Genomic DNA, 12661 nt, shown 5'->3' on the forward strand with positions numbered 1-12661 from the left:
AACTCTCTACAGGAATGCTATCGGGCGTTAGCTGAACAAGAAAAGCTGCCAAATGGCAGCCTAAGTCATACACCCGTTGGTAGAACGTACCAGGTATGAAATAATATCTTTATTCGTGCATTGCAGCGTCCTTGGCATATCATCACGATTTGATTTCAATGCAAAAAAACGTATTTCTGCATTATCTTGGAAAAATCTATATCGCAATATGCTCTTTTCATTTGAAAGTGTATTAATGATCTGTTCAAAGAATTGTGCGTGAGTCATCATATCCTCTGAAACTAAGTGAAATATACCTTTTAGCTTATTTTCAATAATAAACCGCAGCCGTTTTGCCAACAGAACATCCAAAAGATTGTTACATACTAAATTGCTGTACACATCAATCATTTCTTTATTTTTTATGCTTTCTTGGATTAAGCTCCATCTTGGAGAGTTCTTACCCCATATGGCTGGAATTCGGATGATCATCACTCGCTCATCTAAAATTTCTTTTAGCATATTTTCACATTCTATTTTGAACTTCCCATAATCTGATTCGGAAATAGGTATATCCGTTTCTGTGTGTGGTTTAGAACAGTCCCCATCAAATACATTAGTGGTAGAAAAGAAATACAACCGACTATTGCTGTTTCGTAATTCCGTTGCCAATTCTTTATGTAACTGCAGCTGATGTTTAAACTCTCCTCTTAGGCAGGAAATCACAATGTCGGGTTTAATTGAACGTGTAAGTTCCCTCAGCTTATCGATTTGTTGAACTTCCAATTTGAACTGCTTGCCGTCCGGGAGACTGGTTAACGAAGAAGAATATGTTCCATAGAGGTCAAATCCATCTCTAAATTCATCTATTAAAGCTCTTCCTACAAGACCGCTTGCCCCAAGAATAAGTACCTTTTCCATCGCGATTCCCCCTTTTCTAATAGTATAATACGAACAATAAGTAAAAAAATGTAATGTCTAAAGTTATTGAAAAGAGACAACGCCTTGAACATGGTTCAAGGCCGTTTTTTTTACTACTTTTTAGTTAACGATTCCAAAATCTCACTCAAACTGAGCTCCGCACACGCCATGGACGTATCGGACACCCCGTAATACATCTTCACAGTATCGCCCTCCACTAGCGCCCCGCAGGAGAACACGACGTTGCCGAAGAAGCCGTTCACTTCGTAGTCGGCTTCCGGCTCAAGGATCGGGGTCTCGGAACGGGCGATTACTTTTGATGGGTCGTTCAGATCGAGCAGTACAGCGCCCATGCAGTAGCGGTTGTCTTTAGCAGCGCCGTGGTACAGTTCGAGCCAGCCTTTTTCCGTTTTGATCGGGACTGCACCGCCGCCGATGCGGCCGTTGTCCCACATGCCGTCACGCAGTCCGAGCAAGTATTGATGGTTGCCCCAATGCAGGAGGTCCGGAGATTCAGCGATCCAGATCTCCGGTGCACCGGCGCTTTTAGGTACTGGGCGGTGAAGGGCGTAGTATTTTCCGTTCACTTTTTCCGGGAAGATGAGAACATCCTTGTTTTCTGGTGCGAAGATCATGCCATGATGTTCGATCGTTCGGAAGTCTTTCGTGGAAATCATCGACTCTCCCACGCCGACTGGTGAACAGGCACTGAAGTAGATATAATACGTCCCCTCAATCTGTGTAATTCGCGGATCCTCGATGCCAAAGGTCTCGAGCTCGTTGGACGGATAGTAGAAAGGATCCGGGTCGATCGTAAAGCTGCGGCCGTCCTTGCTTCGGGCGATCCGCAAGTAAGATAAAGATGTCAGATAAACAAACTGCTCGGAGCCTGCCTTTCGAATGACACGCGGATCGGAAAAATCATAGTTTTTGTCGGAAAGCTGGAAATCCAGGATTTCGAGCTCCTTTTTTTCCACGTTATAGACAGGTGCTTTGACGATTTCAGGGTCTTCGCTCACCGGGCGTTCAGCCACGCGAAGCAGCATGATGACCTCGTCCTTGTATCGGGCGATACCCGCGTTGAAGGCACCGATCACTTCAAAGTTTGGACGGTGTGGTTTGACATCACTAGGTGTTACTAAGGGGTTCTGTTCGTATCGATATACATTCATGCTGCAGTCTCCTTATCTCTCATAGGGTAGGAACGGATCTTGAATCGTTAATTTATGGGCTTCTGCGTCAGAGATACCGGCGTATAGATCAGCTGTGCCATCTTCTTTTCGGACCAACCCACCGCTAAACACCACATCCACGAGGTCAGGCCGTTTCGATGCACCCGGCAGGAAATCGTTTCGTACGGCGATCAGTTCGATGTCGGAATGCTCTCCTGTTTTCGGATCCATGACAAAGAACATGGGATAATAATGCCGGTCACCTAACTTATCAAAGCACGCGATATGCCCAAGCACACCGACCAATCCACTGGAAAGGACATGAATCTCGTTCGCTCCTCCCCACTCTTCATCCGTAAACTGATTTTCCAAAAGTGGTGCGTTTTCGATGGCCTCCAGGGTTAAGTCGTTGAGCGAAGGAACGACCGTGAAGCCAATTTTCCCTCTTCCGCCTTTCTCGCCTTGCGGACGTGTGAAGATGGCGATCGAACCGTCGAGCAGCTCTGCAATGCGCAGATCCTTCATGCCATCCGGGCCTTTAAAGAAGTCTTCAAGGGTATGAATGGTGCTTCCTTTATAAAACACGGTTCTCCAGCCAAGAGCGCTTTCAATGGTTGGATGTGGAAAGGTCTCAACCCCGCCTAAAATGATTTCTCCTGAAATACGGGTAACAAACGGATCCTGCAGCTGGAAGACTGGTGTTCCCTCTCTCGGAACCCATACGTTTTCTGATTCTATGAAAAAACGAACCTCAGATTGCTCGCTTTCCCGGGCTTCTACTCGCCCGGCGATGATCAGCTGGCCGTCATCATCAAAGGGTGCGGTAATGTTATATACATCCCGGCAGCCTACACCTTCAATTAGTATTTTTTCAGGCAGGCCGGGCTTGTCTTTTTTCTCGTATTCCGCGCGCAGTTCGCTGCACGTTTTTATGTCGGATTTAATGAGTTTCAATGGAGATATCCCCCTTTATTTCAGAGTAAACTGCATGCCTTCTTTAAACTTTTTGGCAAAGAACAGGAACAGGATGATGATCGGCACGGTCAGGATGACGGATGCCGCATACATCGGTCCCGGATAGCCGCCGTACGGCCCGAACATCTGAGACAGCAGTACATTGAGTGTCAGCATGTTATCGCTCTTGACGACCAGCATGTCCCAGAGAAGCTCGGTCCACCGTTCCATGAACAGGAAGAGAAAGACAACGATCGTGATCGATTTCGACATCGGCAGGATGATCCGAAAGATGATCTGCCAGTCGGAAGCGCCGTCCAGTTTTGCTGCTTCAATAAACGTGTCGGGGATGGCCCGGAAGAAGTTCGTGTACATGAAGACGGCCCACAGGCTCAAGGCTTTCGGCAGGATCATCGCCCAGTAGGAATCATAAAGTCCAAAACGCTGGATGATGAGGAACGTCGGCACGAGCAGAATGATCGCAGGGAAAAACATTTGAAACAGGATCGCGTTGTTCAGGAAATTTCGGCCGCTGAACTGAAGCTTGGCGAGCGCGTAGGCGACGACGATACCGGTCACCATCATAAGCGCTGTGGAGCCGGTGGAAACAATCAGGCTGTTGAAAAAGGCACGGATCCACGGCCGCGGTTCAGCCGCTTGCCCGCCGCTCAGCAGCCATTCATAGGAACGAAGGGAAAAGCTGTCCGGGATTAACTTCCGGTCCACCTGGTTCCAGTCAGCGAACGAGTTCAGCACCATGTAGAGGTACGGAAACACCATGATAAACAAGAGCAGAAACGCCATGATATAGCGGATGGTAAGTGACTTTTTCTTAGGTCCAGCCATTTCGTTTCCCCCACATTTCTAAAAAATTTCGAATGATGAAGATCGAGATGAACGTGACAACCGATGCGATGAGCGCTACAGAGGACGCATAGCCGGCGGACAGGTTCTGGAATGCCTGCTTGTAGATCTCCATCTGCCACGTGTTGGTCGCGAAGTTCGGCCCTCCCCCTGTCAGCTGGTACACCTCGGTAAAAATTCCGAAGGTCACGCCGATCGAAAGGGTAAGGGTTGTGAACAGCGCAGGGTAAAGCAGCGGCAATGTAATTTTCCAAAAACGCTGCCAGCCGTTGACTCCGTCGATGTCGGCCGCTTCGTAAATTTCCTTGTTAATGGATTCAAAGCCTGACGTCAGGATGAGCGCGTAGTAGCCGGTAAACTTCCAGGCCATGATCACCGAAACGACCAATAGTGCTGAAAACGGAGTGCCAAGCCAGTTTACGTCAAGGCTGAACGTGCCGCGCAGAAACTTGTTCACCGGGCTGTTATAGGAAAGAAATCCTTTCACGATGAAGGACGATACGACACCGGAGGCCAAGTACGGCAGGAAGAAACCGATCAAGAACAAGCCTTTGAACCGCGGCAGGCCGTGAACGACGAGCGCCACGACCAATGATGAGGCGATGACCATCGGCACGAACACGATCATGAACTTGAACGTAACGATGAATGCGGCATGGACCCCAGGGCTTTTTAGTGCTTTCATAAAGTTTTCAAAGCCGACATGGTGAAAAACGGGAGCGATCAAATTCCAGTCAGTGATCGACAAATAGAACGACCAGCCGAGCGGGATCAGGAAAAAGATCAGCCCATATAAAAGGTAAGGACTGGCGAATAGCCAGCCCAACCTGTTATTATGCCTGGTTCTCATTACTTGAGATCCCCCTCAATGGCCTCTTTCATCTTTTCCCAGCCTTTCTTCGGCTGTACTTCCCCTTTTACGACAGGGTTGACGGCATATTGGCCAATATAGGTTTGAAGTTCGTTGTATTTCGCGTTATCAATGGATGGAACAGCATTTGGAACCGCCACTGCGTAAGGCTTGAGCGCTGGATTTTTGTCAAAGATCGGTTTGAACGCATCGTTGGTTGCCAAATCATCGCGTGCAGGCGGCATGTTCGTCTTCTCAAACCACTTCACATCGTTCTCAGGCTTCGAATATACCCATTTCATGAATTCCATCGCTGCTTTTTTCTCGTTTTCAGGGGCAGAGGTATAGATGACAAGGCCTTTTGTATCCGCAAACGTGGATACATCCTTTGTACTTGCTCCGTCCGGCACTGGCGGTGTGGAGAGAGCGAACGTTTCCTTGTATTTCATCTCCGGAAATTTTTCTGCCCAATACGTAAGCGTCCACGGTCCGATGTCGGTAAAGATGCCAAGACCGGTTTCGAACGGATCCTTCGACTGCTTCGTAAGGATGCCTTTTTCCTGACGGATATCGTTCATGAAGTTCAGCACATCCACACCGGCTTTATCGTCAGCCACGAGCTTGCTTCCTTCTATAAAATTGTTTCCTTGTGACGCCGCGTCATAAAGCATGAAGAAGTCGAACCAGCGCTTCCAGGCCGTCGGATCAGCAAGGTCTGGCTTTGCCCATAAGTATTTGTCCGGGTACTTTGCTTTTAGTTTCTTTGTTACGTCAATCACTTCGCTGTAGGTTTTCGGCGGCTCGCTATAGCCAAGCTTTTTCAGGATATCGAGTCTCCAGCCGAACAGCATGGCATTAGAGGAGATCGGCAATACATATTGGTTGCCGTCAGAGAATTTCCAGCCTTTGATCGTGTCACTCATGCTGCGGGATTGAATGATGTCATTATATCCATCCAGCTTGTTCAGCGGTTCGATCGCCTTGCTTTCCGCGAGCTGTGCAGCGAATCCGCGGTTGATGTTCTCAGACATCGTCGGTGCTTCTTTACCCGCGATCGCGGATTGGATGCTCGCTTCCGACGTTGGGCTTTCCTTGATCGGACTCACCTTGATCTTGATTTTCGGGTGGCTTTTTTCAAATTCTTTGGCGGTTTTTTTCCAGTACGCCTGCTGAGGCGGGTTTGGTGCTGCCCAGAACTCAATCGTTGTCGTTCCGTTCTTTGATGAATCTTCACTTACCGGGTTTCCCGTCGAACAAGCCGAGAGCGCCGAAACGGTCAGTGTCGCACCAAGCAAAAGTGAAGCTGCCTTCTTCATTTTCATCACAATATCCCCCAATATGATAGTTCGAGTAAGCGCTGTCATCTTCCCCAAAAAAATTTACGCTCGCTCGTTTGGAAAACATTACATTTTATTCTATTTGTAACTTTGTAATGTGATTAATAACTTTACAAGTACAGTTTTACATGATTACAAAAGTTCTGTCAAATCTTTTTATCTGAAAATAAATGGTTGAATTTACTTGTGATAGTTTACGAGTTCGTTGGATTGGGTTATAGTTTAACTGTAACGTGACAAAATGGTCGTGTGTAATTTATATAGATGATAAAAGCTGAAGGGTTGAAGAGAAATGGCGAAAAAAATCTCTATGCAAGATATTGCCGATGCATTGAATATATCGAAAAACTCTGTTTCCCAGGCACTGTCCGGGAAACCGGGCGTGAGTGAGGCCACGAGAAAGCTCGTGGAAAAAACGGCACAAGAAATGGGATACAGCGGCAAAAAGTCCGTTGTGGCTAATGGTTTGGCTGGCACCGGAACAGGAACGATCGGTCTGATCGCTTCCGACTATGCGTTCTCGCTTAAAAGTTTTTTCGGAGAAATCTATTTGAGTATTGAAAAAGAAGTGGCCGCACGCGGGATGAACCTGCTCATCCAGTCGGTCAACACCGAGGCACGAGACCATCTTCTCCTTCCTTCCTTTATCGCGGAGGGTAAGGTCGATGGTGTGCTCATTCTCTCGCACATCAGTACGGAGTACAGTAACGCCGTGATTGCGACCGGCATACCGACAGTGATGATCGACCACCACCATCCACTCATTCAGGCGGATGCCATTGTGACGAACAACCGGTTCGGCGCGTATACCGCGGTCAAGCATCTGATCGGGCTCGGCCACCGGGATATCGCGTACGTTGGAAACGTCACACTTTCCCCGAGTTACCAGGAGCGTTTGGAAGGCTACAGGCTCGCACTTCAGGAGCATGGGGTCCCGCTTAAGGAGGATTTTGTGTTCAGTGGAGTTCTTGAAGATGATCAGGAGGTTACGGCGCTTGTGCAGGGGCTCGATATTCAGCCCAGTGCCTGGTTTTGCGTGAACGATGGGTTTGGATTTTTTGTGAGGTCCGCCCTGCAGCAGCACGGCATCAATGTTCCAGGCCAAGCCTCCGTTTGCAGTTTTGACAACGGAATGCTGTCCCGGTTGTCTATTCCGAAGATCACGACGATGAACATTGATTTGGATCTGTACGGCCGAAAAGCCGTCGAGCAGCTCATGTGGCGCATGCAGCATAAGGATGAGCCGATCATCGAACTGCTGCTTCCGTCAGAGTTGATCGTGCGGGAGTCGACAGGGAAGGTTCGGGGGTAAAAGGGAAGCAACCTAGTAGCTTTATTGCCTTTTTTTGGTATACTGCCAGTCAAATCGGCCATTTGTTCACGGCCAGCCGAGTACATTCGATCTGGCACTTTTGGTTTCTCACGGTTTTGTTTGGTTTACTGATATGAACAAAACTGTCAACTCAAACCGTAAATTAGGTTATAGAGTTTCTTTTACGCATTCTTAATAAAAGCAGCTAGATGTGCTCCTTTTCGCGGTTAACCATTATTTCCTTTGTCAGCTTTGCTGAAAAGAAGAATAAGCGCACGGCACGAAGGCAAAACTTCTCAACTCCGATTGGCATACTGATATCCGTGGGTTCGCACATTTTATCGTTCCGTCTGAGGACCTTCCACTAACTCACGACGTGCGTTCATCACATGGATTAGCACAAGTAAACGCTAGTGGGTTATCCCTTACGGTTTTTGCCTTTGCCTCCGGGCCCTGCGTTCAGTTCTTGGTGAATGGTGTTTCGTCTTGCGGCTTCGTTTTTAAGCGGAATTCTTCGATGAATCCATCTCTTGGGCAATGGCCCAAATAAAACCGGCGAGTTCTCTGGCTACAGCAGTAATGGCTTTTCCGCTGGGTTTTCCATGTGATAATAACCGATAGTATTTTTTATAAAGCCGGCGCTCACGGAAATAAAGTTTTTACTCACCAAAATTATCCGATTACTCACGGTTCGACACACTTTACTCACGGTTTTCTAACATTTACTCACCAAACACATCATTTTCAGTTTGGAGCTATTCAGTTTGTTTGGTGCCTGGCACCCAGCGTTACACACTTGTGTAATTGCGGCGCCTGGCACCAGCACATCATTTTCAGTTTGAGTACAAAAAAGACTGCTCCGCCCCAAAAAAATTTGGGCCATCGCAGCCTTATGATGGTGTTTTGTATATGTCTCAATGCGATAGGTGGTCTACTAGAAAAGAGGTCTACTGGACGTCTAAATAGTGCTGGAGAACCCTAGGCGGGAAATATTTTAGGGGCAGGGGTCTTAACGATACAATGGTCGAGGTTGAAAGGATAGAATCTGTTTGTGCCTGTTTTAGGCAGTTGTACATCGCTTTGCCGCCAACTGAATTGGCAGAATGAATCGTTATGCGGTTGGCAAATAATCTTTCATCCACCATCATTTGAACAAGCATTAAACCATTCCTGTGTTTATTTACTAAGTCGTGATCCAAAGAAAGATGTTCGACAGGAAAATTTCGCAGCAAATCCATACAATCGTCAATCGTCTCCGCTAAAACATAGCCTTCGGGTGCTTTCCGGTAGTCATCTAAAAAAACGCTAATGTTTCCCATTTCTGACTCCTTCCCTTTTAAAGGGGTGACTAAGAGAAGTCGAAAATCCCTAAATAAAAACATCTTTTGCCACCTTAACATGGATGCGAGGTTTATGGGACAAAAGCGACTTTTAAAGCTAAAAACTGACAAACTTTTCAGATAAAATCCGCCAACGGAAAGCTTCTACTTGCTATTTTCCAAAGAAATAATATATTTTAATCCAGCATGAGCATCTTTAAATGTCGGGATATTATTTAACTCTTGTATGCTTATTGCCAGCTCAGGATTAATGCCAACAACAATACATTCTACTCCAATTAGGTTCAGACAGTCATATAGTTTTGTCAGATTATTTCTGACACTATCATCAAAGGTGGTGATACCTCTTAAACTGACCATTACAAACCTGACGTGCTTTTGGACACATTCCTCTAGAACTGTAGTTATAATATGCTCTCCCCGTTCTATGTCCAGGTTTCCTATGAGCGTTAGAGCAATCGTTCGATCCCAAATATTCAGTATCGGCACAGAGAGGTCTTTAATTAGTTTCTCTTTACGATTATCCTCTTGGGCTTTGGAGGTAACGTCCATTAACATGACCATATAACCTACCAGGTTTTCTTGATTTTGGTCTTTTCGAATAGGGGTAATTACGATATCTGCGATCACTTTGTCTTTAATATTGATCCTTGCTCTATGCCCATCCTTGAGCTGTCCCATTACTCTGCGCTGATGGTCAGGCTTTTGGTGAAAAAAGTCCATATTCAAACCGATAAAATCATCTGAACCCGAAAGTCCGTAAAACGGGGCAATACTCCCTAAAACCTCTTTCGCTTTTAGGTTCATCCAGATAATATTGTACTCTTTATCTGCAAGAAGCATGACTTCACCAATACTGTTCAAAGCATCAGTACTTGATATTTCAATTGGCATTTGATGCATGTAAGCAGTCTCCTTTATCTGGTATAGATTTATTATAAAACAAAGCAGTATTTTTTACATGCGAGAAGCAAGAGATGCAAAAAATCGCACCCAAACGAAAAGAAGAAGATGCTCCCCCAAGCATCTTCTTCTCTATTAATCAGCTTTTAAACTTCAACAAAAATTATCGCAGGCCGTACGCCTTAATGCCTCTTTTAATTGAAGAGCCCTTGCGTAATAGTCGAGCGATTCACGCATCTGGCCTCTTCTGAAATGGAGAAAGCCCAGATTATGAAAACCGAGCTCCCTGATTTCTTTGTCCTTCAGCTGTTCGGCATCGCGTAAAATGAGCTGCAGCATCTCCTCGCTTTTCTCATATTCTCCGATAAAAATAAAGTTAACGGCCAATATCATTTTGACATACACAATACGCAGCAGGTTGTTGCTGTTCTGATAGACCCGAAGCGCTTTGTAGGCATAATGTACAGACAAGGAATAATGATACAGATGTCCATGTACAGCAGATAAATAATAATAGTAATCTGTCACCTTCGTAAGATACAGCTCTGCATCAGCCTCGTTCCGGCTGTGGATGGCTAATGCATGGGCAAACTGTTCTCTCTGGCCATAGTAAATGCCCTGTAAAAAGTGAAAAGGTAGGCCTCGAACGGAGAAAATTTAGAATTGTATTTGTGCATCAGGGCTGCGGCTTCGTCAAATTCCTGCAGCCGGTTGGTGAGCATAAATATCGAAGCCTGTACAGCTCGTACTCGTACAAATAGATCATGTCCGTACACTGGATGTAATCCTTCTGCTTCTCCAGCACTTTAAAAAGCTGGTCGGCCGTGTCTTTCTGAAGCCGTTCCATCGCATCGTAAAACGTATCAAGCATCCTTCACTTTCACCTGACATCTATCCTTGTAATATATGAAAATGAAGGGCTGATATCCTGCAAAAATTGTGGAATTTCCCCGGAAATAGAAGTGGTGCTACAAGCAGCGGGTGCCAGGCACCTCCATTACACAAATGTGTAATTGGAGTGCCTGGCACCGCTCACTAAATGGCTTTTATTTTGTAATGAGATCCAAATCTACTGGAATGAACTTTTCGACTTTCTCGTCTTTGTTCACTTTTACTGCTGTTTTAACAGCCTCTGCACCAATCATGTCTGGTTTTTGAGCAACAGTTGCCGCCATTTTTCCTTCTTTTACTGCTTTTTGTGCATCATCCGTTGCATCAAATCCGACTACAACGACATCTTTCAAACCGGCTGCTTCAAGCGCCTGTAGCGCTCCTAGTGCCATCTCATCATTATGAGCAAATACTGCATCGACATTTTTGTTGCCTTGCAGGATGTTCTCCATAACGTTCAAGCCTTTAGCACGGTCAAAGCTTGCTGTTTGTTTTGCAACGACTTTGATGCCTTTCTGGTTATCGACTGCTTTATGGAAACCTTCACCGCGTTCGCGTGCTGCTGATGATCCTGAGATTCCTTCAAGCTCTACTACATTTCCCTTGCCTTTAAGCTGCTTGGCAATATAATCGCCGGCCATTTTTCCGCCTGCTACGTTATCTGAAGCAATATGAGAAACTACTTTTCCGCCTTCTGCACTGCGGTCAACCGTAATGACTGGAATGTTTGCGCTGTTTGCTGATTCAATGGCAGAAGAAATCGCTGCTGAGTCTGTTGGATTTACTAAAAGCACATCCACACCTTGCTGGATCAAGTCCTCGATGTCATTGACCTGCTTTGCAGAATCATCCTGTGCATCAACTGTTTTCAACTGAACGCCAGCTTTTTTCGCTTCTTTCTCAGCCCCTTCTTTTAATGTCACAAAGAATGGGTTGTTAAGTGTTGAAACCGATAGCCCGATCTTTAGATCTCCCTTGCCCTTTTTCTTGCTGTCATCTGAACCTGGTGCTTTTGTGGAACAAGCGGTCAGAATTAAAGCCCCAATGACGAGAACAATTAAACTCTTGAACATATTTTTCATTGATTAATCCTCCCTTTTTGTCGTAATGCTATATTGGTTTGACAGGTGCCAGGCACCGATCTTACACAAGTGTGTAATTGCGGTGCCTGGCACCAAACCTCCTCGAAAATCCTACGCTGCCTTCTTCCGGTCGATCAGGACAGCGAGCAGGATGACTCCGCCCTTGACGACCTGCTGGTAGAAGGATGAAACGTTTAGCAGATTCAATCCGTTGTTCAGCACCCCAATGATGAGGGCACCGACCAGTGTGCCGAAGACCCAGCCTTTACCGCCAGATAGGCTTGTCCCGCCAAGCACAACGGCTGCGATGGCATCGAGCTCGTACGCCGTTCCTGCCGTAGGCTGAGCAGAATTCAAACGGGACGTAAGAATAATACCTGCGAACGCACTCAGTAAACCAGTGAGCGAGTAGATTATGACTTTGATGCGTCCGACTTTAATCCCTGAAAGCAATGATGCTTCTTCGTTTCCGCCGATTGCATACGTTCTTCTTCCAAAGGTCGTCTTTTTCAAGATGAACCAGAGGACAGCGAACGCAAGCAGCATCCAGATGACCGGGAACGGAATTCCCAGGAAATATCCGCGGCCCATCAAGACAAAGCTCATATCATCCGAAAGGCCGGTGATTGGTTTTCCCTCTGTGTACACGAGCGTCAACCCACGGAAGATCGTCATCGTTGCAAGTGTCGCGATAAACGGCGCCACTTTCCCTTTACTGATAATGATTCCGTTGATCGCACCCATTACTGTACCGGCAGTCAATCCTGCAAGCATCGCGATTACCGGATCAGTTCCGCCAGCCATCAGCCCGGCTGTAATCGCTCCGGAAAGCGCCAGCATGGAACCGACGGAGAGGTCGATGCCTCCCGTCAAAATGACAAACGTCAGTCCAAACGCAATGAGTGCGTTAATGGAGACCTGCCGAAGAACGTTGAGAATATTCGTTAACGTGAAGAACTCCGGACTTAATATGGACAGGACAATTAAGATGATGACGAGTCCGATGAGCGGACCGAGTTTCTGAAATATACTAATCTTTCGTGTTGAGGCTGACAT

General features: G+C 46.4%; 13 protein-coding genes. 1 reads left to right on the forward strand and 12 read right to left on the reverse strand.

Annotated features, from left to right (window positions below):
- Window positions 1-60: 60 nt before the first annotated feature.
- From ABHN01_RS05180 to ABHN01_RS05205, 6 genes are all read right to left on the reverse strand, one after another.
- Window positions 61-900 (reverse strand): sugar nucleotide-binding protein, encoded by an 840-nt coding sequence (locus ABHN01_RS05180; protein WP_429874670.1) that lies wholly within the window; start codon window positions 898-900, stop codon window positions 61-63.
- Window positions 901-1013: 113 nt separating this feature from the next.
- On the reverse strand, window positions 1014-2072 hold the full coding sequence (locus ABHN01_RS05185) for a BtaManbiosPhlase (protein ID WP_429874671.1): 1059 nt from the start codon (window positions 2070-2072) through the stop codon (window positions 1014-1016).
- Window positions 2073-2084: 12 nt separating this feature from the next.
- Complete coding sequence (locus ABHN01_RS05190) at window positions 2085-3026, reverse strand: MTP-1 family protein (RefSeq protein WP_429874672.1); 942 nt, start codon at window positions 3024-3026, stop codon at window positions 2085-2087.
- A 15-nt stretch (window positions 3027-3041) separates the two neighbouring features.
- Entirely contained in the window at window positions 3042-3872 is an 831-nt protein-coding gene (locus ABHN01_RS05195) for a carbohydrate ABC transporter permease (RefSeq protein ID WP_429874673.1), read from the reverse strand.
- Entirely contained in the window at window positions 3859-4740 is an 882-nt protein-coding gene (locus ABHN01_RS05200; RefSeq protein ID WP_429874674.1) for a carbohydrate ABC transporter permease, read from the reverse strand. The genes ABHN01_RS05195 and ABHN01_RS05200 overlap by 14 nt, the downstream gene beginning before the upstream one ends.
- A complete protein-coding gene (locus ABHN01_RS05205; RefSeq protein ID WP_429874675.1) occupies window positions 4740-6062 on the reverse strand; it encodes an ABC transporter substrate-binding protein in 1323 nt (440 codons plus the stop codon). The genes ABHN01_RS05200 and ABHN01_RS05205 overlap by 1 nt, the downstream gene beginning before the upstream one ends.
- A 307-nt stretch (window positions 6063-6369) precedes the next feature.
- On the opposite strand from ABHN01_RS05205, the gene ABHN01_RS05210 reads away from it, so the two are divergent.
- Window positions 6370-7389, forward strand: coding sequence for a substrate-binding domain-containing protein (locus ABHN01_RS05210; protein WP_429874676.1), 1020 nt, complete (start codon window positions 6370-6372; stop codon window positions 7387-7389).
- Between the two features lie 947 nt (window positions 7390-8336).
- On the opposite strand, the gene ABHN01_RS05215 is transcribed toward ABHN01_RS05210, so the two are convergent.
- From ABHN01_RS05215 to rbsC, 6 genes are all read right to left on the reverse strand, one after another.
- Complete coding sequence (locus tag ABHN01_RS05215; protein ID WP_429874677.1) at window positions 8337-8708, reverse strand: cyclic-phosphate processing receiver domain-containing protein; 372 nt, start codon at window positions 8706-8708, stop codon at window positions 8337-8339.
- A gap of 165 nt (window positions 8709-8873) precedes the next feature.
- On the reverse strand, window positions 8874-9632 hold the full coding sequence (locus tag ABHN01_RS05220) for an STAS domain-containing protein (protein ID WP_429874678.1): 759 nt from the start codon (window positions 9630-9632) through the stop codon (window positions 8874-8876).
- A gap of 153 nt (window positions 9633-9785) precedes the next feature.
- Entirely contained in the window at window positions 9786-10160 is a 375-nt protein-coding gene (locus ABHN01_RS05225; RefSeq protein WP_429874679.1) for a tetratricopeptide repeat protein, read from the reverse strand.
- Between the two features lie 148 nt (window positions 10161-10308).
- Entirely contained in the window at window positions 10309-10503 is a 195-nt protein-coding gene (locus tag ABHN01_RS05230) for a hypothetical protein (RefSeq protein ID WP_429874680.1), read from the reverse strand.
- 175 nt (window positions 10504-10678) lie between these two features.
- Entirely contained in the window at window positions 10679-11605 is a 927-nt protein-coding gene (gene rbsB, locus ABHN01_RS05235) for a ribose ABC transporter substrate-binding protein RbsB (protein ID WP_429874681.1), read from the reverse strand.
- A 111-nt stretch (window positions 11606-11716) separates the two neighbouring features.
- Entirely contained in the window at window positions 11717-12661 is a 945-nt protein-coding gene (gene rbsC, locus ABHN01_RS05240; RefSeq protein WP_429874682.1) for a ribose ABC transporter permease, read from the reverse strand.

This window comes from Fictibacillus sp. NRS-1165, assembly GCF_050468105.1.
Lineage (GTDB): Bacteria > Bacillota > Bacilli > Bacillales > Fictibacillaceae > Fictibacillus_C > Fictibacillus_C terrinigri.